Annotated in this window: 18 protein-coding genes; 12 read left to right on the plus strand and 6 right to left on the minus strand. The window is 63.4% G+C overall.

All coding sequences use genetic code 11. The features are described 5' to 3' along the window. Positions 1 to 21: 21 nt before the first annotated feature. Entirely contained in the window at positions 22 to 3,021 is a 3,000-nt protein-coding gene (gene ygfK / locus NE547_RS09570; RefSeq protein ID WP_256175618.1) for a putative selenate reductase subunit YgfK, read from the minus strand. 93 nt (positions 3,022 to 3,114) lie between these two features. Then, a complete protein-coding gene (gene ssnA, locus NE547_RS09575) occupies positions 3,115 to 4,455 on the minus strand; it encodes a putative aminohydrolase SsnA (protein WP_256175620.1) in 1,341 nt (446 codons plus the stop codon). Between the two features lie 359 nt (positions 4,456 to 4,814). On the opposite strand from ssnA, the gene NE547_RS09580 reads away from it, so the two are divergent. Beyond that, positions 4,815 to 5,456, plus strand: a complete 642-nt coding sequence (locus tag NE547_RS09580; protein ID WP_186908840.1) for a transcriptional regulator — start codon at positions 4,815 to 4,817, stop codon at positions 5,454 to 5,456. Positions 5,457 to 5,528: 72 nt separating this feature from the next. On the opposite strand, the gene NE547_RS09585 is transcribed toward NE547_RS09580, so the two are convergent. Continuing rightward, complete coding sequence (locus tag NE547_RS09585; protein ID WP_256175622.1) at positions 5,529 to 6,854, minus strand: uracil-xanthine permease family protein; 1,326 nt, start codon at positions 6,852 to 6,854, stop codon at positions 5,529 to 5,531. Between the two features lie 239 nt (positions 6,855 to 7,093). Further along, a complete protein-coding gene (locus tag NE547_RS09590; protein WP_186908838.1) occupies positions 7,094 to 7,468 on the minus strand; it encodes a RidA family protein in 375 nt (124 codons plus the stop codon). Positions 7,469 to 7,639: 171 nt separating this feature from the next. Between NE547_RS09590 and NE547_RS09595 the strand changes: the two genes are divergently transcribed. The 10 genes from NE547_RS09595 (at position 7,640) to NE547_RS09640 (ending at position 18,364) form a co-directional block, all read left to right on the plus strand. After that, positions 7,640 to 8,407 carry an ABC transporter ATP-binding protein gene (locus NE547_RS09595; protein ID WP_256175624.1) on the plus strand — a complete coding sequence of 256 codons (768 nt, stop codon included), beginning with the start codon at positions 7,640 to 7,642 and terminating at the stop codon, positions 8,405 to 8,407. Further along, positions 8,397 to 10,391, plus strand: coding sequence for an ABC transporter permease (locus NE547_RS09600; RefSeq protein WP_256175626.1), 1,995 nt, complete (start codon positions 8,397 to 8,399; stop codon positions 10,389 to 10,391). Before NE547_RS09595 ends, NE547_RS09600 begins: the two co-directional genes overlap by 11 nt. Positions 10,392 to 10,559: 168 nt before the next feature. Then, positions 10,560 to 10,796 carry a preprotein translocase subunit SecG gene (gene secG, locus NE547_RS09605; RefSeq protein WP_256175628.1) on the plus strand — a complete coding sequence of 79 codons (237 nt, stop codon included), beginning with the start codon at positions 10,560 to 10,562 and terminating at the stop codon, positions 10,794 to 10,796. A gap of 124 nt (positions 10,797 to 10,920) precedes the next feature. After that, positions 10,921 to 12,963 carry a ribonuclease R gene (gene rnr, locus NE547_RS09610; RefSeq protein ID WP_256175630.1) on the plus strand — a complete coding sequence of 681 codons (2,043 nt, stop codon included), beginning with the start codon at positions 10,921 to 10,923 and terminating at the stop codon, positions 12,961 to 12,963. Beyond that, positions 12,960 to 14,228 (plus strand): beta-N-acetylhexosaminidase, encoded by a 1,269-nt coding sequence (gene nagZ / locus NE547_RS09615; RefSeq protein ID WP_186908834.1) that lies wholly within the window; start codon positions 12,960 to 12,962, stop codon positions 14,226 to 14,228. Before rnr ends, nagZ begins: the two co-directional genes overlap by 4 nt. Positions 14,229 to 14,279: 51 nt before the next feature. Beyond that, positions 14,280 to 15,077 (plus strand): hypothetical protein, encoded by a 798-nt coding sequence (locus NE547_RS09620; RefSeq protein ID WP_256175632.1) that lies wholly within the window; start codon positions 14,280 to 14,282, stop codon positions 15,075 to 15,077. Between the two features lie 57 nt (positions 15,078 to 15,134). Next, positions 15,135 to 15,569 (plus strand): LytTR family DNA-binding domain-containing protein, encoded by a 435-nt coding sequence (locus tag NE547_RS09625; RefSeq protein ID WP_186908832.1) that lies wholly within the window; start codon positions 15,135 to 15,137, stop codon positions 15,567 to 15,569. Positions 15,570 to 15,583: 14 nt separating this feature from the next. Next, positions 15,584 to 16,393: a DUF3021 family protein gene (locus NE547_RS09630; protein ID WP_186908831.1), complete on the plus strand. Its 810-nt coding sequence runs from the start codon at positions 15,584 to 15,586 to the stop codon at positions 16,391 to 16,393. A 56-nt stretch (positions 16,394 to 16,449) separates the two neighbouring features. After that, entirely contained in the window at positions 16,450 to 17,904 is a 1,455-nt protein-coding gene (locus tag NE547_RS09635; protein WP_256175644.1) for an APC family permease, read from the plus strand. Next, a complete protein-coding gene (locus NE547_RS09640) occupies positions 17,879 to 18,364 on the plus strand; it encodes a hypothetical protein (RefSeq protein ID WP_256175646.1) in 486 nt (161 codons plus the stop codon). Before NE547_RS09635 ends, NE547_RS09640 begins: the two co-directional genes overlap by 26 nt. A gap of 154 nt (positions 18,365 to 18,518) precedes the next feature. Here NE547_RS09640 and NE547_RS09645 read toward each other — a convergent pair whose 3' ends face one another. Continuing rightward, on the minus strand, positions 18,519 to 18,941 hold the full coding sequence (locus NE547_RS09645; protein WP_256175648.1) for a DUF3788 family protein: 423 nt from the start codon (positions 18,939 to 18,941) through the stop codon (positions 18,519 to 18,521). Positions 18,942 to 19,162: 221 nt separating this feature from the next. Between NE547_RS09645 and asnS the strand changes: the two genes are divergently transcribed. After that, on the plus strand, positions 19,163 to 20,557 hold the full coding sequence (gene asnS / locus NE547_RS09650; protein ID WP_256175650.1) for an asparagine--tRNA ligase: 1,395 nt from the start codon (positions 19,163 to 19,165) through the stop codon (positions 20,555 to 20,557). Positions 20,558 to 21,046: 489 nt separating this feature from the next. On the opposite strand, the gene nrdG is transcribed toward asnS, so the two are convergent. Further along, on the minus strand, positions 21,047 to 21,598 hold the full coding sequence (gene nrdG / locus NE547_RS09655; protein ID WP_256175652.1) for an anaerobic ribonucleoside-triphosphate reductase activating protein: 552 nt from the start codon (positions 21,596 to 21,598) through the stop codon (positions 21,047 to 21,049). Positions 21,599 to 21,626 lie beyond the last annotated feature (28 nt).

Genomic DNA, 21,626 nt, shown 5'->3' on the forward strand with positions numbered 1-21,626 from the left:
GGCCCCTGTTTCAGGCGGCGGTTATTCCCTGAGCAGATAGGCATACTGGTCGTATACGGCGCAGATGGTGCGGCGCAGGTCCTCATACAGGCCGCAGCCGGGGTCGGATACCTCATACGCGCCCACCTGGCCGGCCAGCCGGACCCGGGTCGTTCCATCCGCCAGGCGGAGGAACCCGTCGTTTTCGCTGTGGTCAAAGTCCTCCTCGCTCCAGAACAGGGTGAGCTTCTCCCGGTAAGGACGGCTGTCGTAGGGGCAGAAGGTGGCGCAGTTGCCGCACTCGTTGCACATGCCGTCCACGTGGAGGATCTGGCGCATGGTCATGCCGGGCACCCAGACCGCCACGTTGGCACGGTTGGGGCAGACGCTGGCGCAGGTCTCGCACACGGTGGCGCAGCCCAGGCAGCGGCTGTCGGCGCAGCGTTCGCAGTCGGTGCAGAGGCTGCCGTGTTTTTCCAGCAGGGCCTGATAGCGCTCCGCTTTCCGGTTTTCGGCGGCATAGGTCTCGGTCTCCACTGCGGCAATGGCCCCTGCAGCGCGCGCGGCGTCCGCGATGGCCTCCACCACAGTGCCCGGCCCGTTCTGTCCGTCGCCTGCTACGTAGACGTGCTTCACGCTGCTCTCCAGCGTCTGCGGGTCTACCACGGCCCGGCCCCGTTCGTCTACGGCCAGAGCGTTGGAGCGGTAGAAGGCGGTGTCTACCTTCTCGCCCACCGCGGTGATGACGGTATCGGCGGGCAGGTCCACCGTCTCCCCGGTGTCCGCCGGGCTGCGGCGGCCGGAGGCGTCTGGCTCGCCCAGCCGCATGACCCTGCACCGAAGCAGGCCGTCCTTTACGCCCACGGGAGCGAGCAGTTCCCGGAACTCCACGCCGTCGGCCAGGGCCAGTTCCAGCTCCTCCTGATCGGCGGGCATATAGCGGCGGGTACGGCGGTACACCAGACGCACGTTCTTCACGCCGGGGATGCGCCTGGCGGCGCGGGCGGCGTCCATGGCGGTGTTCCCGCCGCCGATGATCGCCACGTTTTCGCCCAGAGTCAGACCGGCGGGCGCGGATTTGGCCTGCTCCAGAAAGTCGATGACATTGAGCGCCTGGCCGTACTCCAGCCCGGCGCTGCCCTTCTGCCAGGCGCCGGTGGCCAGGATCACGTCGGTATAGCCTGATGCCAGCAGAGCGCCCACGTCCGTGACGGTCGTGCCCAGCTGGAACTGGACGCCCATGGCTTTGCAGAGGGCAACGTCGTTGTCGATGGCGTCGTGGCCGATGCGGAATTCCGGAATCACATGACGAACGATGCCGCCCAGGGCGTCCCGGCGCTCAAAGACGGTCACGTCCACCCCGGAGCGGGCCAGGAAGTAGGCCGCGGACAGGCCGGCCGGGCCGCCGCCCACCACGGCCACCTTCTTGCCGGGCACAGGCGCGGCGGGCTTCCGGTCGGACAGCAGGGCGGCAAATCCGCCCTGGGCGGCCTCCAGCTTCTTGGCGCGGATGTAGACCGATTCCTCGTAGCTGCCCCGCATGCATTTGTCCTGGCAGCGGTGGGAGCAGATGGTGCCGGTAATAAAGGGCAGCGGGTTGCGCTGGGTAATGACCCGCAGGGCCTCCTCGTACCGGCCCTCGCCCACCAGACGCAGATAGGCGGGGATGTCCTGCTCAATGGGGCAGCCAGAGCGGCAGGGGGCGGTGAAGCAGTCCAGCAGAGGGACCTTTTGCTCCAGCTTTTTGGATGGGATGGGCTTCATGGGCTTGCGGTAGCGCTCCCCCGCCAGGGCGGCGTCCAGCAGGGCGTCCACCGCGGCCGCGTCGACTCCGCTCCAGGGGGCGCCCTTGCCCATCAGCGCCTGGCCGATCTGGGCAAAACGCTCATAGCCGCCGGGCTTGAGGACGGTGGTGGCCATGGTGATGGGCCAGATCCCCGCGCCGAACAGGCCCTCTGCGGAGAAGATGTCCGCGCCGCCGGAGTAGGAGATGCGCAGCCGGCCTTTGAATGCGTGGGTGAGCTGGCTGGCCAGGGAGAGCGTCAAGGGGAACAGGGGGCGTCCCGACATGTACATCTCCGCGCTGGGCAGCTCCCCGGCGGCTACGTCTACCGGGAAGGTGTTGGTCAGCTTCACGCCGAATTCCAGATCCCGCTCGCCGGTGAGCTTCATCAGCCGGTGGAACATCGGGATGGCGTCCTCCATTTGGAGGTCCTCCTTAAAGTGATGATCGTCGAACTGGATGTAATCGTAGCCGAGGCGGTCCAGAGTCCTGCGGGCAAAGTCATAGCCCAGCAGGGTGGGGTTGCACTTGACGTAGGTGTTCAGGTGCTTTTCCGTGATGAGATAGGTGGCGATGCGCTCGATCTCGTCGGGAGGGCAGCCGTGGAGGGTGGACTCGGTAATGGAGCGGCTGACCTGCGGGGAAATGGCCCTTACATACGCCGCGTCCACGGTTTGGAACCGCTCCAGATGCGCCAGGGTCCAGGTCACGCACTCCTGCCAGATGGGAGAGGCGGAGGCGTCCTTCATGCCTTCGATGTACCGGTCGATCTTCTCGCTCCGGATGCCCGCCAGGTCATAGCCCACGCTCATATTGAATACAAAGGCGTCCGGATCGCCCAGGCCCAGCTCCTTTGCCAGCAGCTTGCAGGCAAACCAGGCCTTTACATATTCTTCGTAGGCCTGGGGCACATAGAGCTCGGTGGACCACTCGCAGTTGTAGCACTCGTCGGCGGCGGTGATGCAGGGCTTGCTGACGCACCTGGCCAGCTCCTCGCCGTCCATGACCTGGACGGTCTTCAGCTCAAAGAACCGGCAGCCCGCCGCGTAAGCGGCGATGATGTTCTGGGCCAGCTGGGTGTTGGGGCCGGCGGCGGGGCCGAAGGGGGCTTCGATTTTTTCGTCGAAGATCGGCAGAGCGCCGCCGTCTTCGTGGCGGGGCAGCTTGGCCACCCCGAAAATACTGCCATAGGTATGATACTCGGATAAGGCCCAGTCCATCAGCTGGGAAAAGGGGATGGGACGCATGATATCGCTCATGACGGAGACCTCCTACATACAATAGATACCTTCTGCAAGGAATACCGGCCGCCGGTCCCCGGATGGACGCGGCGATCCGGGCTGCTCTGTGCGTCAATAGGCGCGGTGATTGAGCCGGCCCCATAGTTTTTTGGACTGCTCCAGACACCAGGCGTTGATCCTGTCCTCGTCGATCCCCACGAACTCCCGGTCCCGGTAGACAAGCTTACCGTTGATAATGGTGGTGCGGCAGTTCTTTCCCATCATGCCGAACAGCATGTGCCCGTCGATGTTTTCCGCGGAGAAGGGGGTAAAGGGCTTGTAATCCATGACGATCACGTCAGCCGCCGCGCCGGGCTCCAGCACGCCCAGCGGCTTTTGGAAGTAACGCGCGCAGATGGCGGGGTTGTTGCGGAAGAGCATGCCCATGGCCTCGCACCAGCCCACGTTGGGGTCGCAGGCGTTATGGCGCTGCATGGGCAGCAGCACCTTCAGGCTCTCCAGCATGTCGTGGGTGTAAGCGTCCGTCCCCAGGCCCAGGAGAATGCCGCGGGCATAGAGCTGGAGCACCGGAGAGCAGCCGACCGCGTTGCCCATATTGGACTCCGGATTGTGGCAGACCATGGTGCCCGTCTCCCTGAGAATGTCCATCTCGGCGGGAGAGATGTGGATGCAGTGGCCCAGCATGGTCTTCTCCCCCAGAATGCCGTTGTAGAGCAGACGGTTGACGGGCCGGCAGCCGTAATTGCGCAGGGAGTCGTACACGTCGTTCATACCCTCGGCCACGTGGATGTGGAAGCCGGTCATACCGTCGTTGGCCCGGACCATTTCCTCGAAGGTCTTGTCCGAGATGGTAAACAGGGCGTGGCCGCCGAACATGGCCCGGATCATGTCGTCGTCCTCGTCCCGGGCCCACCGGGCAAACTCTGCGTTTTCCCAGATGGCCTGAGCGCACTTCTCCGCGCCGTCCCGCTCGGATACCTCATAGCACAGATTGGCCCGGATGCCCACCTCATGGCACACGTCCTTGATGGCGAAGAGAGAGCCGGGGATCTCGCCGAAGGAGGCGTGGTGGTCAAAAATGGTGGTCACGCCGTCCCGGATGCAGTCCAGCACCGTGGCGTAGGCGCAGGCGCGGGTGCCGTCCAGCGTCAGGTGGCGGTCGATGTTCCACCACTGGCCGTCCAGCACCTCAAAGAAGTTGGTGGGGCGGAACCCGTCGATGGCCAGCCCCCGGGCCAGGCCGCTGTAGATGTGGGTATGTACGTTGATCAGCCCGGGCATGATGACGCCGCCCCTGGCGTCCACGAACTCTGCCTGGGGGTATTTGGCGCGCATCTGGGCCAGAGGACCCGCCTCCACGACCATCCCGCCGTCCAGGACGACCGCGCCGTCCTCCAGATAGGGGAGCGCCTCGCTCCGGGTGATGAGTCTGCCGTTGCCGACCAGCAGCATATGCCATTCCTCCTTCAGTTGATTTTAAAATTTATTCTGAGGATTTTGAGACAAAAAAAGCGTCCATTTCAGAAATGGACGTCGTCGCTCCGGCGGGCAGGCAGCGCCGAACGGAGCCCAGAGATCCATCCAGCCCGTGCGCGAAGCACTTCGTTGCAGCCACAACCAACCGTATCCAGTTGTAATTGGTCGAATGCAAGAGAAAAGTTCTCGTTGCAGTTCCATGATAGCATAAAACCGTCCGAAACACAATGATATTTTGCGAAAATCTAAATAATTTTTAGGGCATATAATTTTTGTTGAAATCACAGGGATTTGTGGTAGAATGAAAAAAAGACGACAGGAAAAGAGGGAAGCACATGCTTGACGCATCCACGCTGCAATTTCTGTTCCAGCTGGCCAAAGGCGTGGCAAGGCAGTTCGGCCCCAACTGCGAGGTGGTGGTCCACGACCTGGCCTCCAACGACCCGGACAGTTCCATCGTGGCCATTGAAAACGGCCAGATCAGCGGGCGCAAGGTGGGGGACGGCCCCTCTCACGCGGTGCTGGAGGCCCTGCGGGGCGGAAAGGGAACGGTGGAGGATCACCTGTGCTACCTGACCCGCACCCGGGATGGAAAGATCCTCAAGTCCACCACCATCTATATCCGGGACGATGACGGCAGACCCATCGGCATGTTCGGCATCAATTACGATATTACCCTCATGCTGGCCATGGAGGACGCCCTCAAGCAGTTTACCGCCACCGAGCGGGACGAGCAGGAGCCGGAGCACATCTCCCGCAACGTGTCCGACCTGCTGGACGAGCTGATCGCGCAGAGCGTGAAGATCGTGGGTAAGCCTGTGGCCCTTATGACCAAAGAAGATAAGGTGAAGGCCATCCAGTTTCTCAACGAGACGGGAGCCTTTCTCATCACCAAGTCGGGCGACAAGGTGTGCAAGTTTTTCGGGATTTCCAAGTATACCCTGTACAGCTATATCGACGAAGCAAAAGAGACGTAGAGACCCTTTGCAGAGCGGACCGGCCGGAGAGCCGGTCCGCTCTGCGTCTGTGGACAAGGTGGCCTTGCCGCTTCAGCGGCGCTCGGGCGGGTCCTTGGGCAGAAGCTGATTGAGCAGGATGGCGGTCAGGGTGGAGAGCACCACGCTGGAGCTGCCGAACACGGTGGTGACCCAGGCGGGGAACCCGGCCAGACACGCCGGACCCACGGTGGTGACGCCCACGCCCAGCGCCACCGCCAGGCCCACCACGGTGGAATTGCGCATGGTGAAGGTCTGCTGTGTGATCATACGGATGCCGGTCATGGTGATGGTGGCGAACACCGAGATCGTGGCTCCGCCGATGACGGCGTAAGGGATGGTAGTCAGCAGGGCGGAGAGCTTTGGAATAAACCCGGCCACCAGCAGCACCAGGGCGGCCAGGGTGAAAACGGCCCGGTTGATCACCTTGTTCACCGTCACGATGCCCACGTTCTGGCTGTAGGAGGCGGCGGGCAGGCCGCCGAAAAGGGCGCCGATCACGCTCATGACGCCCTGGCCGATGATACCGCCCGAGAGCTCCTGGTCGGTGGGCATGCGGTCCATGCCGCCCATGGTGGTGGAACTGAGATCGCCGATGGTCTGCACGGAGTTGACGATGTACATGATGGCCATGGAAACGCAGGCGGCCACATTGAACTCGATGGGGAAATAGAGGGGGACCGGCGCCTGGAAATACCCGGCGGCGGCCACGCTGTCAAAGCTGACCATACCCATGAGCAGGGCCACGACGTAGCCCACCGCCATTCCCCACAGGATAGCGCCCAGCTTGAGCACGCCCTTGGTAAAGTTGTTCAGAACGAAGACCACCGCCAGGGTGATAAAGGCTACCAGCCAGTTTTTCCAGCTTCCGAAGTCAGGCTGTCCCGCGCCGCCGGCCATATATTTGACGGCAGTGGGGTAGAGGGAGAGGCCGATGGTAAAGATGACCGTGCCGGTGACCAGCGGCGGGAAAAACCGCCGGATCTGCTTCAGAAAGATCCCAAAGAGAACGGCCACGCAGCCGCCCGCGATCTCGGCGCCCAAGATGGTCCCCAGGCCGAATGCGCCGCCGATGGAGGTGAGCGTGGGAACGTAGGCAAAGCTGATGCCCATGATGACCGGCAGGCCGGAGCCGAGGCGCCGGAAGAGAGGGAAGAGCTGGAGCAGGGTGGCCAGGGCGGTCAGGATCAGAGAGACCTGGATCATAAGGGTCGTATCGGCGTCGCTCAGGCCGCAGGTGGAGGAAACGATGATCGCGGGGGTGATGACGCCTACTACGGCGGCGACGACATGCTGCAGGCCCAGCGGAATCAGCTGGCCTGCCGGCGGGACCCCATTCCAAGCAAAGACCGATGCCGGGGTGCGTGGTGTAGTACCCATCAAACTTACCTCACAAAATTTTTTTAGAACTAAAGGAAATTTTGGTTTACACAAACTATACCTCATTTTCGACCCGGCTGCAAGTGGAACTTGCGGCGGGAAGAGAAAAAATAGACAGCAAAATTTGTGAAAATCGACGGGTACTATTTGTGGAAAAACGGAAATGCACCCCGTGCGGCGGGATTCCGCGGCACGGGGTGCATAACACATGCGGGAGGATGGACCGGCACGGCGGCAGATCACTTGACGGCGACCGCCTCGATCTCAAAGAGCGCGCCCTTGGGCAGCGCGGCGACCTGGACGCAGGACCGGGCGGGGGCCTGGCCGGTGAAATACTCCGCATAGATGGAATTGACGGCGGCAAAGTCGTTGATATCGGTCAGGAACACGGTGGTCTTGGTCACGTCGGCAAAATCCATGCCGGCGGCCTGGAGCACGGCGCCCAGATTATCCAGCGCCTGACGGGCCTGGGCCTCCACGCCCTCGGGCAGCGCGCCGGTGGCGGGGACCAGGCCCAGCTGGCCGGAGGTATACAGCGTGTTGCCCGCCAGCTTGGCGTGACAGTAGGGGCCTACGGCGGCGGGGGCGTTTGCGGCAGAAATGGTTTTATTCATGGGAAAAGACCTCCTGATGTAATTGTGTGTCTTCATTATATCGGCTGTCAGAAAAAATGCAAGGGGGTCTCAAAAAAAGTTTGATGACAAAAACGTCACAAAACTGTAAGGACATCTTATGGCAGCGCCGAAGCGGGTATGATAGGATGAGCAGGAAAAGGAGGGATTCCAATGGAACCCATACTCAACGTGGAAAACCTGCAGAAATATTACGGAGCCCGGGGCAGCGTGACCCGGGCCATCGACGATTTCAGCTTTCGGGTGAACGAGGGCGAATTTGTGGGCATCATGGGGGCTTCGGGCAGCGGAAAGACCACGCTGCTCAACTGCATCGCCACCATTGACCGCCCAACCGCCGGGCACATCAGGATCGAGGGAAAGGATGTGACGGGCCTGAAAGGCAAGGCCCTGTCCCAGTTCCGCCGGGAACGGCTGGGCTTTGTTTTCCAGGACTGCAACCTGCTGGATACCCTCACCGCCTTTGAGAACATCGCTCTGGCGCTGACCATCCTCAAAACCCCTGCCGGGGAGATCGAAGGACGGGTTCAGGAGACCGCCCGGCTGCTGGATATTACCCCCTGCCTGAACAAGTTTCCCTACCAGCTCTCCGGAGGCGAACGGCAGCGGGTGGCGGCGGCCCGGGCCATCATCACCCGTCCGGCTCTGGTGCTGGCCGATGAGCCGACCGGAGCCCTGGATTCCAAGTCCGCGCGGCTGCTGCTGGACCGGTTTGAAGAGCTCAACGGGGCGCAGAGGACCACCATCCTCATGGTGACCCACGACGCCTTTACCGCTTCCTACTGCCGCCGCATCCTCTTTATCAAGGACGGGCGGCCCTTTACCGAGCTGGTGCGGGGAACCAGAGGGCGCAAGGACTTTTTTGCCCGCATCATCGAGGTGGTTACGCTGCTGGGAGGTGACTCGGGCGATGTTCTCTAAGCTGGCCTTCCAGAATGTGCGCCGGAGTTTGAAGGATTATTCGGTGTACTTCCTCACCCTCACGTTCGGCGTGTGCATCTTTTATGTATTCAACTCCATGGAGTCCCAGTACGTCATGGAGATCCTCCTCTCCGCCAACAAGAACATGATCCGCGTCATCCTTCAGCTCATCGACGTGGTGTCCGTCTTCGTATCCGTGGTGCTGGGCTTTCTGATCCTCTACGCCAACGGCTTTATGATCCGCCGCCGGAAAAAGGAGCTGGGCACCTACCTGCTGCTGGGCCTGGACGGAGGAAGGGTGAGCGCCCTGCTGTTCCTGGAGACCCTGCTCATCGGCGTGTTTTCGCTGGGCATAGGCCTGCTGCTGGGGGTGTTCCTGTCCCAGTTCATCTCCGTGTTTACCGCCGGGCTCTTCGCCGTCAGCATCCCGGAGTTTCACTTCGTCTTTTCCCCCAAGGCGCTGGGCAAGACCCTGCTCTACTTTGGAGTCATCTTTCTGGTGGTGATGCTCTTCAACTCCTTTCGGGTCTCCCGGCAGAAGCTCATCGACCTGCTCCGGGCCGACCGGGAAAATCAGGACCTGAAGCTCAAAAGCGTTGGGGCCTCGGTGGTCATGTTCCTGACCGGGGCCATCCTGCTGATCATCGCCTACGCCATGCTCCTCGTCCGGGGCATTTTGCGGGTGGACAATCTTTTTTTCCTCATGCTGGCCCTGGGCACTGCGGGCACGCTGCTCTTTTTCCGCTCGCTGTCCGGCTTTTTGCTGAAGATCTGCCAGGCCAACAAACGCCTTTATTATAAGGGACTGAACATGTTCCTGCTCCGGCAGTTCAACTCCCGCATCAATTCCACCTATGTGTCCATGACGGTGATCTGCCTGATGCTGCTGCTGGCCATCGGGATCACCGCCTGTTCCGTCGGGCTGAACAATACCGTCTCCGCCATTACCGCGGAGAACGCCCCTTACGACGTAACGGTGCGCTTCTATTGTCACGGCGGAGACGGGGCGGAGCCGGAGCTGGAGAAGTGGCTGGCGGCGGGGGGCTTCGACCCGGAGCAGGAACTGGCGGAATCGGTGCGGTTTGACATCCGGCAGGTGGAACTGGAGCCGCTGACGTATTCGGTGGGGGACCGGGAGTATACGCAGACCAGCCTGGATGCGATCTCGCTGACGGACTGCAACCGGCTGCTCGCCCTCCAGGGCCGAACGCCCCTGGCGCTGACGGAGGGGGAATACGGCCTTTTGTGGGGGACCTACATGGCTGAGGAGAGCTTTTGGAAGAGCCTGTGGGCGGACCGGCCCGTGGTGGTGGCGCAGGGGCGCGCCCTGCTGGCGGGCGGCGACGTGCAGGCGGTGGTTCTCACCGGGGACAGCGTGTACAGCAGCATGCTGGTGCTGCCAGACGCCCTGGCGGCCTCCGGCACGCTGTCCAGCCGCAACCTGGTGGGCAACTATGCCCCCGGCATTGACCCGGAGCAGGCGGACGAGCGCCTGGCGCAGGCCATGGGGAACCTGGTGCCCCGGGACTATGACAGCGGCGGGAACGGTTACGGCTACGGCTGGGACAGCCGGGTACAGATCTACCTGCAGACCATGGGGACCAAGATCCTGGTGCTCTTCCTGGGCATTTATCTGGGCATCGTTTTCCTGCTGTGCTCGGCGGCGGTGCTGGCGCTTCAGCAGCTTTCCCAGGCGGCCGACAACCAGAACCGCTATCGGGTGCTCGCCCGGCTGGGCGTGGAGGAACGGATGCGGGACCGGTCCATCTACGTGCAGGTGTTCCTGGCTTTTTTCCTGCCGCTGGCGCTGGCGGTGGTCCATGCGGCGGTTGGCATGACGTCCGCTAACGCCGCCATTGCACAAGTCGGCCGGGTGGACTCGGCGGCCTCCAGCGCGGTAACGGCGGTCTTTATCCTGGTCGTCTACGGGGCCTATTTCCTGGCCACCTGCTGGGGCAGCCGGCGGATCATCCGGGGAAGGTAGGGCCGCGCGTGCCGGGCCCGGACTTCTTACCGGGCGCAGCGTCGAAAAAGGCCTTGCAATCAGCGGGAAACTATGCTATGATAAAAGCCACGTTTGAAGCGGCGCGGTATCCTTGCGCCCCAAAATAGCAGCAAAGCGCCCCTCCAGGGGCGGAAAGGACGATGTAACGTGGAGATCGCAAAGCTGGTTCTGAGCATTATCGACATGCTGGCGGCGCTGTTCCTGGTAGCCGTGGTGCTGCTCCAGTCCGGAAAGAGCGCGGGACTGTCCGGCGCCATCGCCGGCGGGGCCGACACTTTCCTGTCCAAGAACAAGGCCAAGAGTTGGGACGCCAAGCTGGCCAAGATGACCAAGTGGGTTGCCATCGGATTTATGGTGATCACCTTCATCATCTGCCTGATCTGAGCCAATGAAAAGACGCCCTCCCGTTTTTGCCGCGGGAGGGCGTCTTTTTTGCAACCCCGCCGCCGGAGCGGGTATAATAAAGCCCGGGGAGCGAGTGAAACGATTGGAAAGGAATCGAGACCATATGAAACAAACAGAAGGAACGGTGCAGGGGATCTATCAGGCCACCGGCCGGGGCTTTGGCTTTTTGATCCCGGAAGAGGGGGAGGATTATTTTATTCCGCCCCGCTGCGACGGCGGCGCATGGAATGGGGACCGGGTCGCCGTCCTGCCGGACCGGACCGAGGCGGCCCGGGGGGAGCGGCGTACCGGCCGGGTGGTGGAGGTGCTGGAGCGGGCCAACCGGGTGGTCACCGGCGTGCTCCAAAAGCACAACCGGGAGCTCTGGCTCCAGCCCGACCAGGAGCGCCTGCCCGGGCCCATCCAGGTGCTGGGCAAAAGCCGCCTGGCCCGGGCGGGGGACAAGGCCGCCGTGGCCATGACCAGCTTCGGAAGCGCCAAGCACCCGCCGCTGGGCGCCCTGCGGCGGGTCTTCGGCCCGGCGGCCAGCCGGGAGGCGGCGGTGGAGGCCATTCTGTACAACTACGAGATCGATCCCGCGTTTCCCGACGCGGTGCGCGCCGCGGCTCAGGCGGCGCCGGAACAGGTGGGGCCGGGGGAGCGGGAGGGACGGCTGGATCTGCGGGACAAGCTCATCTTTACCATCGACGGCGCCTCCGCCAAGGACCTGGACGACGCGGTGAGCCTGGAACAAGACGAGCAGGGCCGCTGGGTGCTGGGGGTGCACATCGCGGATGTGAGTCATTACGTCCCCGCCGCTTCCCCGCTGGATCTGGAGGCCTGGGAGCGGGGCACGTCGGTCTATTTTGCCGACCGGGTGGTCCCCATGCTGCCGCCTGAATTGTCCAACGGCATCTGCTCGCTGAATCCACGGGTAGACCGGCTGACGCTCTCCTGTCTCATGACCCTGACGGCGGAGGGAGAGCTGGTGGGGCATACCATCGTCAAGAGCGTCATCCGTACCGTGGAGCGCATGACGTACGACGACTGCAACGCGCTCCTGGCTGGGGAGGAGGCGGCCCTGACGCAGCGGTACGGGGCGATCCTGCCCACGCTGCGGGACATGGCCGCCCTGGCCGCTGTGCTGGAAAAGCGCCGCCGCCTGCGCGGGAGTCTGGACCTGGACAGCAGCGAGAGCGCCATCCGCTGCGACGAAACGGGCGCGCCGGTGGAGGTGCAGGTACGCCGGCCGGGCGTGAGCGAGAAGCTGATCGAATCCTTCATGCTCTCGGCCAACGAGTGTGTGGCCGCCCACCTGAAAGCCCTGGGCAAGCCCTGCGTCTACCGGGTGCATGAAAAACCCTCCCTGGACAAGACCGAGAAGCTGAAGAGCATGCTCGCTCCTCTGGGCTATACCCTGGGGGCCGCAGACCAGTTTTCCCTGCAGAAGCTGCTGGCCCAGGCGCAGGGAAAGCCGGAGGCGGCCGCGGTGTCCAGCCTGGTGCTGCGCAGCCTGATGAAGGCCCGTTACGATACTGAGGACCTGGGTCACTTTGGCCTGGCGGCAAGGGACTACTGTCACTTCACCTCGCCCATCCGCCGCTATCCGGACCTGATGGTCCACCGCATCCTCACCGCCCTGCTGGATGGAACGCTCCGGGGGGCGTCGGAGAAAAAGCTTGCCGCCGCGGCGGCGCGGGCGGCGGTGCAGTCCTCGCAGCGGGAGATCGCCGCGCAAAACGCCGAGCGAGAGATCGAAAAGCGCTACCTGGCCGAGTTCATGCAGGCCCACCTGGGCGAGACGTTCCCCGCCGCGGTCTCCGGCGTCACCCGCTTCGGCCTGTTCGTCATGCTGGGCAGCGGCGTGGAGGGCCTGGTGGGGGTCGAGGCGCTGCCCGGAAGCGGATGGCATTACGACGAGCAGCGCATGTCCCTCACAAGCTTTGACGGCAGCCGGGTCTTTTCCTTTGGGATGCCGCTGGAGGTGGTGTGCACCGGCGCGGCGCCGGAGAGCGGGCAGATCGATTTCCGCCTGGCCGGGGAGGCTGCGCCGGCTCCGCCGGCGCAGCGGACGGAGCGCAGGGAACCCTCCCGCCCCGGCCGCCGCGACCGGAATCCGCGGGCCATGCATGTGCCCAAAAGCCGGAAAGGACGGAAGAAACGATGACGAAACGGAATTTGATCGCGGCGCTATTACTGGTTGTATTTGCACTGCCCTCCGCCTGCGCCCTCCGGCCCGGGACGGAGGATCCCCCCGTGCCCCAGGGTACGGCCCTGCCCGCGTCCTCCCCGGAACCCACCCCCACGCCGGAGCCGTCCCCCACGCCGGAGCCCACGCCCACCCCGGACCCGATCGCGGAGCAGCTGGCCGGGATGACGCCGGAGCAGATGGTAGGGCAGCTGCTGGTGGCGGGTATTGAGGGCGCCGCGCCCGGCGCGGACGCGGTCCAGGCGGTGCAGGAGTATCAGGTGGGCGGCGTCATCCTCTTCGGCCGCAACGTGGAGAGCGCCGGTCAGCTGGCCGAGCTGACCAACGGCCTCAAGCAGCTCAACGCAGACGCCGTGCCCCTTTTCCTCTGTGTGGACGAGGAGGGAGGACGGGTCTCCCGGATGCCGGAGGAGGTAATGGACCTTCCGAGCGCCGATACCTTTGGACAGCGGCACGACGCGTCTGAGCTGACACGGCTGGGACAGACCCTGGGCATGGAATGCGCGGCCTTCGGCTTCAACCTGGATTTTGCTCCGGTGGCGGATGTGCGGAGCAACCCGGAGAACACCGTCATCGGAGACCGCGCCTACAGCGGCGACCCCGGCCGGGCGGCGGATGCCGCCGCCTGGGTGGACGGCGGGATGCGGGAGGCCGGGATCATCAGCGTGTGGAAGCATTTTCCCGGTCACGGCAATACCGCCACGGATTCCCACCAGGCGCTGCCGGTGGTGGAGCTGTCCCGCGAGGACTGGGCCCGGGGCGACGCCGTCCCCTTCCGCAGGGCGGTGGAGTGCGGCGCTCCGGCCGTCATGGCGGGGCATATCCGGATGACCGCGTTTGACCCGGAGTATCCCGCCAGCCTGTCCCACGTGCTGGTGAGCGAGGTCCTGCGGGAGGAGCTGGGCTTTACCGGCGTGGTGTGCACCGATGATCTGACCATGGGGGCGATCTCCGATACTTACGGCATGGGGGAGGCCGCCGTGCTGGCGGTGGAGGCGGGGTGCGACCTGCTGTTGGTCTGCCACGGCGCGGACAATCTGACGCAGGCCCGTCAGGCGCTGCTCGGCGCCGTGGACGGCGGGCGCATCTCCCCGGCGCGGCTGGAGGAGAGCGTCTACCGCATCCTGGCGCTCAAGGCGGAATACGGCCTGACCAACCAGACGGTGGAGGCGCCCGATGTGGCGGCATTGAATCAGGCGGTCCAGGCGCTTTTGGGGGAATAGGGAACCTTTGGGGAGGCTGCGCCGTCTAACAGGGGACTGGAGGCGACGGAAATGAGACAAAGCGTTTTGCTGCCCCTGCTGCTGGCCGCGCTTCTCCCGCTGACGGCCTGCGCCCGGGCGGAGGAGGCGCCGGAGACCCCTGAGGCGGACGGGACGGCCGTCAAACAGGTGCGCCTGGTGGACACGGCGCAGGACGGCAGCCTCATCGTGGCCGGAGAGGCGCGGGGCGACGTGCTTACCCTCTCCCCCGATGAAGTGAGCATCCTCTGGGACGGTGTGGAGCGCTCGCCCGAAGCGCTGCGGGACGGGATGCTGCTGGAGGTGGGTTACGGCGGCACGATCCTGGAGACCTATCCGGCCCAGTTCTACCAGCCCCGGAGCATCACGGTGCTGGAGGAGGGGGAGGATCTGTGCGGACTTTACCTGCAGGTCCTGAACGACCTGTGGGCGGACGCCCTGGGCGGCGAGAGCGGCGTGGAGACCATCGGCGTGGACGCCTCTGCCCTGGAGGGGCTGAGCGAAGGGGAAACGGACGCAATGGCCTATGCCTTCGGCATGGCCCATCAGACCGGCCTGCCCCTGCGGGGGACCTTCGACGAGCTGACGGAACAGGGCTATATCGAGCCGGCGGGGGACGGGCCCGGCCGCTGGCCCGGCGGGGCTCTGTTCCGCCTGGAGGGGAGCGCGGACACGGGCTTTCAGGTCTGCTGCTGGACGGGTACGGAAGTGATCTGGCGCTGCAGCGCCGCCCAGGACGCGGCGGGGAACTGGTCCTACCGGACGGACTCCGCGGCGCTGACCTGCGGCGGAAGCAAACCGAATATCCCCAAGGGAGGGCCGCCTGTCTGAAAACAGTAGACGGGCGGCCCTTTTTTCGCTATATTGGAACGGAAGGGGGGGAACGGCATGAAGGTGGAGGTGCGCATCGACCCGAATTGCGGGGAGGCGTCGGCGGTCATTACCGCCCCGGCCCTGACCGACGAGGTGCGCTCCCTGGCCGCCCGGCTGGAGGGGGGCGGCGTCCTCATCGGCTGGCGGGAGGGGAACGCCTTCCCCCTTCGGGAGGAGGAGCTGCTGCGCTGCTACGGAGAGGACAAGGGGGTGCGCGCCCAGACCCTCGGCGGGGTGTACGACCTGCGGGAGCGGCTGTACGAGCTGGAGGGCAAGCTGGACCGACACGCCTTCGCGCGGATCTCCCACTCTGAGATCGTCCATCTGAAGCAGGTGACCGCTCTGGACCTGTCCCTCAGCGGCACCATCCGCATCACCCTCGCCGGGGGAACGGTGTGCTATGCCTCCCGCCGGTATGTGAAAAAGATCAAACAGGCTCTCGGCCTTTGAGAGGAGGAAGCTCCATGTCCACCATCCGTTCCAGGCTGCCCCGGCTGCTCCTTGGGGGCGCGCTGGGGGCGGCGGCCTATCTGCTGCTGTCCTTTGTGACCCAGCCGGGGGCCCTCTTCGGCGGCTCCCTGGAATTGGCGTTCACCTTCTGCTTCGATTCCCGGGTGCCCGAGGTCCTGGGGGCGGCGCTGGGGATCGCCCTTTGGTTTGCCTTCGGGGCGGAGACGGCCGTGGCCACCCTCCCCTTCGCCGCGGAGGGGAGGGCCCTGCTGCTGCGCTCCCTGGCCCACCTTGCCCTCATGGCCCTCACCCTGGCGGCCTGGGTGCTTCTCAATTTCGGGGCCGCGGAGCTGCCCTTCTTCCTGGTCCCCTTCCTGCTGGTGTACGCCCTCATCTGGCTGGGCCGGTGGGTGGGCTGGTGCGCCGAGCTGGCCGCCATCCGGGAGAAGCTTGGGCTTGCCCCGGGCCGCTCCCTGTTCCACTGGCGGGAGACCCTGCCCTACCTTAGCTTTGCCGTGCTGCTCTGCCTGGCGGCGCCCTTTGTGCTCCGGCTGGCCGATGCCCCGGACGTCCCCCTCCTCAGCATCCTGTACGGCTTTCTGCTGCTGCCGGTCAGCGGCTTCGCCTCCGGCTTCTCCCTGGGGCGGCGGCAGGGCCTGTGCCCCCTCTACCCCCTGGCCTGCGCCGGGTGTATGCTGCTCTTCCTCCCCCTGGCCCGGCTGATCTCCAACATGGCCGACGGGGTGCTGGTGCCCATCGCCCTGTGCGCCGCCCTGCTGGGCAATTTGGCGGGGGCGGCCCTGCGCCGGTACCGGAGGGGCTAGGAAAGCGCGGCGGCCTATGCTATAATGGGGCCATCTGAAGAAAAAGAGGGATCTGGATGGAAAAGACCGGCGGTAAATCCATCAGCTTTTTTGGCCTTGTGGCCATGGGCATCGGGTGCATGCTGGGCACCAGCTGGCTGCTGCTGACCGGTACGTGGCTGGAGACGGCGGGAGGACCACTGAATCTGGCGGTGGCCTTTGCCCTGTGTATTGTGATCGAGCTGCCCTTCGCCTTCGCCTATATGGAGGCCATCCCCATGCTGCCCCTGCCTGGGGGCGAGGTGGTCTACTCCTATGCCGCCTTTGGAAGCCGCGGCGGATTCGCCGTGGGGTGGGCGGGCATACTGATGAACACCATCGTGTTCTGCTGGGTGGATCTGGCCGCCATCTCCCTGCTGGACGAGCTGTTCCCCGTCCTGAAGCGGACGGGGGTGCTCTACCGGGTGGGGGATTTCCCCGTCACCCTGCCCAATGTGATCATCCAGCTGGCGCTGGCCGGGGCGATCCTGTATATCCAGCTCCGGGGCGCCAATGTATGCGCTTCGCTGGCCAAGATCGCCACAGTGGTGCTGCTGAGCATGTGTCTGGTGGGCCTTGTGATCTGTTTTGCCCATTTTGACCCGGCGGTCTACGCCTCCGACGGAGGGCTGGAGTTTGATTTCGGCGGCTCGGCATCGCTGCTGTCGCTGCTGGTTTTTTCAGTAGCCGGGTGGGAGACGGTGTCCAAGGCCGCGGCCGATGCCACCGGGCCCGCCGCCCGCAAGGCGGGGGCGGCGCTCATCACTTGTCTGCTGCTGGTCACCGGCATCCTCTGCCTGGTATCCACCGCCGTGGCGGGCAATCTGCCCTGGCGGGAGACCATGGGCCATACCGCCGCCTTTGCCGACGTTCTGGTGGGGATCACCGGCATTCCCGCCGTGCGCATCCTGTTCCTGATCACCGCCTTTGTGGGCGCGGTGGGGGTGATGAATTCCACCCTCTATTCCTCTGCACGGATGCTCTACGGCCTGTCCTGCTTTGCGCTGGTGTCCCGGAAGTTCTCCGTCCTTCATCCCAAATACGCCACCCCGGCGCGCTGCGTGTATTTTACCGCCGCGTTCGTGGTGCTTACGCCCTTTACGGGGAAGCTCTTTTTCCTGCCCTTCATCAACGTGGCCTCTCTGACCACCATCGTCATGTGGGTCATGTCTTTTGCCGCGGTGCTCCGGCTGCGGAAGACCCGGCCCGACCTGGAGCGGCCGGTGCGCATGCCCGGCGGGCGTCTCACGGCGGCGTTCGGGACGATCGCGTCGGTCTTTCTGGCGGGGAACATTTTGCTGCCCATGAGTCCGGGCGCCCTGGGGGGACTGGAGTACCTTCTCTCCGCCCTGTTGGCGGCGCTGGGCATGGTCCTTTACCGCTTGCGGGACCGTTCGCTCTCCGGAGCGGAGCGGGAGGCGCTGATCTTCGGGGGGCGGCTGAGCCGGACGAAAGGAGAGACGCAGGATGAAACGGACGGTACGGCTGTATAATATCCTCCTGCCCATCTGGCTGCTGTGGATCTTTCCCCAGGTGTGGCTGATTGTCCTGCCCGGCAACCTGGCCATCGACTGTGCGGTGCTTCTGCTGACCCTGCTGGCGCTGGGCTGTACGGCCAAACAGGCGGTGCTCCGCCGGGTGTGGTGGCGGGTCTGGCTCAACGGCTTTTTGGCCGACGCCGCCGGAGTGGTATGGATGCTGTTGGGGCTGCTCCCGATCCAATGGGCGTGGTGGGAAGAATCGATTTCCGGCATCATGGGCAGACCCTTCCGCTCTCCCCTGTCCCTTTTCTGGACGCTGGCCGGGGTGGCGCTGGCCGGGGTGTGCATCTATTTCCTGGACCGGCGGGCCCTGCGCCGCTGTCCCGAGCTGGAGCCGCGCCAGCAGCACATTGCCGCCCTGGCTCTGGCCATAGGCACTGCTCCCTGGCTGTTTTTGCTCCCCGCCTATTGACAGACGGGACGGTCGAAAAAGGGGGCGAAGCCAGCGGTAACGCGGTTTTTCGGCGGGCGGAAAGGCGGCCTTTTTTCGATCCCTTTTACCTTATTTGTGCATTTGGAGTATCCTTCGTCAAAATAACAGGGGCAGCCTCAAGATGAAGCTGTCCCTACAAATTTGAATTTGCTATCTTTTTTGAAACGAGCAGCTTTGCATCGGCCAAATCGTTGTCATTCAGTATTCTGAAATGGATCCATCCTCCATCTGAACACGGGTATCTGTTATCAACGCACTCACGGGCTTCAGAATGTAATGATTCATATACCGACGCAAACGTTGCATTCGGAAGTCTGAGCATAAGGGTGAATGCTCCGCTTTCGGCAAAAATATCGCATATCAGTTTTTTCTTTTTTCTGTGAGTAACACACCATCCATATTTGTTTCCGTAGGGAAACCTGATACTTTCTTCCGTGCCGTGTTCTCCTGTCAGATATCTGTTCAGTTCCTCAAACCTTGCGCTGTTTTCGGCGCAATACTCCGATAGATTCTGTTTTGAATATAAAAAATTTTTTTCCAGCAGTCTTTCGTACATTTTTCTTCTCCCGCAAATTAAAATTTGTCACCATTTAATACCCACATGTATTTTATCATGCAGGCAAACTATTTTCAATATATAGTCAAATCGCCGGAGATTTTAAGCGTGCACAGATAAGGTGAAAGGGCCTTTTTTTCATGGACCCTTGAAAAATCAGTGAAAAATGGTATACTATTGCCCACTGAGACTTTATTTTTTAGAAATAAGAGGGAACGAGCATGCAACGCACAAAAATCGCACAGATCTTTGCCGACCGGGAGCAATTCGGCGGCAAGGAAGTCACCGTCTGCGGCTGGGCCCGCACCATCCGGGATATGAAGGGCTTCGGGTTCGTCGAGCTCAACGACGGCTCCTGCTTCAAGAATCTGCAGGTCGTCCTGGATGCCGCCGCTCTGGAAAACTATAAGGACATCGCCGGGCAGAACGTGGGCGCGGCCCTGTGTGTCACCGGCGCCGTGGTGCTGACGCCCGAGGCCAAGCAGCCCCTGGAGCTGAAGGCCGCGGCCATCGCGGTGGAAGGGCCCTCCAGCCCGGAGTATCCCCTCCAGAAGAAGCGCCACAGCGTGGAGTACCTGCGTACCATCGCCCACCTGCGGCCCAGGACCAACCTGTTTTCCGCCGCCTTCCGGGTGCGCAGCGTGGCGGCTCACGCCATCCACACGTTTTTCCAGGACCGGGGCTTCGTCTACGTCCATACGCCCATCATCACCGCCTCCGACTGCGAGGGGGCGGGGGAGATGTTCCGGGTGACTACCCTGGACATGGACCATGTGCCCAAGACCGCGGACGGCCAGGTGGACTATGCCCAGGATTTCTTCGGCAAGAGCGCCAATCTGACCGTTTCCGGACAGCTCAACGCGGAGAGCTTTGCCATGGCCTTTGGGGACGTGTATACCTTTGGCCCCACCTTCCGGGCGGAGAACTCCAACACCCAGCGTCACGCCGCCGAGTTCTGGATGATCGAGCCGGAGATGGCCTTCTGCGACCTCAACGGCGATATGGACGTGGCCGAGGCCATGATCAAGCATATCATCAAGACCGTCATGGAAAAATGCCCCGACGAGATGGCCTTCTTCAACGCCTTTGTGGATCGGGGACTGGCGGAGCGGCTCACACACGTGGCCAACTCCGACTTCGGCCGGGTCAGCTACACCGAAGCGGTGGAGCTGCTGAAGCAGAATAACGATAAGTTCGACTTCAAGGTGGAGTGGGGCTGTGACCTCCAAACCGAGCACGAGCGCTACCTCACCGAGCAGATCTTCCAAAAGCCGGTTTTTGTGACCGACTATCCCAAGGAGATCAAGGCGTTCTATATGCGCCTGAACGACGACGGGCGGACCGTGGCCGCCGCCGACTGCCTGGTGCCGGGCATCGGAGAGATCATCGGCGGCTCCCAGCGTGAGGAGCGGCTGGACCTGCTGGAAGCGCGCATCCGGGAGCTGGGAATGAACCCGGAAGACTATTGGTGGTACCTGGACCTGCGCCGCTACGGCGGCGCCAAGCACGCGGGCTTCGGCCTGGGGTTTGAGCGGATGGTCATGTACCTCACCGGCATCGCCAACATCCGGGACGTTCTGCCCCACCCGAGGACGGTGGGCAACGCAGACTTTTAAGGCAAGACCGCATAATGCGGCAAGCGCGATTTGCGTCAAAATTCTGCGTCAGAACGGGGCGGGAAAACGCAGGGATCCTTGGTGGATCTCAAGTTTTCGCAGCAAAGCTATGGCGGGAAATTTCAGCAAAGCGCCGCCGCTGTCTTTGCGTGGTGTCGCCTTGCGGTTGGACCCCGCTTCGTTAACCGCCGGAAAGGCCGCCCAAACGGGCGGCCTCAGTGTGTCGAAAAAGCCTCGCAGAGTTCGCGCCCGCAGGTGCGAATCAAATGAGATTCATTTTCTCCGGCGACATGTGCGTCGGAGAAAATACTTCTCAGACCGCAAGTGTGGAATTTGTCCGCTCACAGCGGACAAATTCTGCGCGCGGCGGCCTGCATCCTCATCGAAAAAGGTGCGAAGCACCTTTTTCGACAGCCTGAGGCCGCCCAAACGGGCGGCCTTTCGTCGTTTGCTCTGGCTTGGGCGGCGGAAGAAGGGGGAGCCGGCCGCCTACGGCTGTGCGGCCGGGCGGCGGCCTTCCCGGGCCGGCAGAAGGGTCAGCCGGCCCGTCCGGCGGGTAGCGTTCAGGTCGATCAGCCGCTGATTGGAGCTGCCCCGAAACCGCAGAGAGATGTCGCGCAGCGCGTCCACGTACCGGCCGTCCACCAGCACGTCCAGCAGGGAAAGCAGTTCGTCGGTCACCGCGCAGCGGGGATGGCTGCCGGGCGTGTGCAGTTCCTCCCAGGTGAAGCCGGTAAAGCACCAGATGTCCTTTTGGGGCAGGGCGGCGCGTACCCGGCGCAGGAACGGGAGCAGCGAGCGTTGGTTTTCCGGCTCGAAGGGCTCTCCCCCCAGCAGGGTCAGGCCGCTGATATAGCTGGGCGCGAGGAGAGAAAGCAGGTACGTCTGGGTCGTTTCAGTGAACGGCTGGCCGTAGGAAAAATCCCAGGTCTGGGGCTGAAAGCAGTGTTCGCAGCGGTTGGTGCAGCCGGAAACGAACAGGCTGACCCGCACGCCCGCTCCATTGGCGATGTCGCAGGGTTTGATCTCACCGTAATACATAGTCGTTCTCCTTGGTTCAGGGTCGCAG

It is taken from the genome of Flavonifractor sp. DFI.6.63, assembly GCF_024462255.1.
Lineage (GTDB): Bacteria > Bacillota > Clostridia > Oscillospirales > Oscillospiraceae > Lawsonibacter_A > Lawsonibacter_A hominis.

Coding starts and splice junctions, on each gene's coding strand:
- ygfK (WP_256175618.1), bottom strand. CDS start 3,021: ATGAGCGATATCATGCGTCCCATCCCCTTTTCCCAGCTGATGGACTGG.
- ssnA (WP_256175620.1), bottom strand. CDS start 4,455: ATGCTGCTGGTCGGCAACGGCAGACTCATCACCCGGAGCGAGGCGCTC.
- NE547_RS09580 (WP_186908840.1), top strand. CDS start 4,815: ATGCTTGACGCATCCACGCTGCAATTTCTGTTCCAGCTGGCCAAAGGC.
- NE547_RS09585 (WP_256175622.1), bottom strand. CDS start 6,854: ATGGGTACTACACCACGCACCCCGGCATCGGTCTTTGCTTGGAATGGG.
- NE547_RS09590 (WP_186908838.1), bottom strand. CDS start 7,468: ATGAATAAAACCATTTCTGCCGCAAACGCCCCCGCCGCCGTAGGCCCC.
- NE547_RS09595 (WP_256175624.1), top strand. CDS start 7,640: ATGGAACCCATACTCAACGTGGAAAACCTGCAGAAATATTACGGAGCC.
- NE547_RS09600 (WP_256175626.1), top strand. CDS start 8,397: ATGTTCTCTAAGCTGGCCTTCCAGAATGTGCGCCGGAGTTTGAAGGAT.
- rnr (WP_256175630.1), top strand. CDS start 10,921: ATGAAACAAACAGAAGGAACGGTGCAGGGGATCTATCAGGCCACCGGC.
- nagZ (WP_186908834.1), top strand. CDS start 12,960: ATGACGAAACGGAATTTGATCGCGGCGCTATTACTGGTTGTATTTGCA.
- NE547_RS09620 (WP_256175632.1), top strand. CDS start 14,280: ATGAGACAAAGCGTTTTGCTGCCCCTGCTGCTGGCCGCGCTTCTCCCG.
- NE547_RS09625 (WP_186908832.1), top strand. CDS start 15,135: ATGAAGGTGGAGGTGCGCATCGACCCGAATTGCGGGGAGGCGTCGGCG.
- NE547_RS09630 (WP_186908831.1), top strand. CDS start 15,584: ATGTCCACCATCCGTTCCAGGCTGCCCCGGCTGCTCCTTGGGGGCGCG.
- NE547_RS09635 (WP_256175644.1), top strand. CDS start 16,450: ATGGAAAAGACCGGCGGTAAATCCATCAGCTTTTTTGGCCTTGTGGCC.
- NE547_RS09640 (WP_256175646.1), top strand. CDS start 17,879: ATGAAACGGACGGTACGGCTGTATAATATCCTCCTGCCCATCTGGCTG.
- NE547_RS09645 (WP_256175648.1), bottom strand. CDS start 18,941: ATGTACGAAAGACTGCTGGAAAAAAATTTTTTATATTCAAAACAGAAT.
- asnS (WP_256175650.1), top strand. CDS start 19,163: ATGCAACGCACAAAAATCGCACAGATCTTTGCCGACCGGGAGCAATTC.
- nrdG (WP_256175652.1), bottom strand. CDS start 21,598: ATGTATTACGGTGAGATCAAACCCTGCGACATCGCCAATGGAGCGGGC.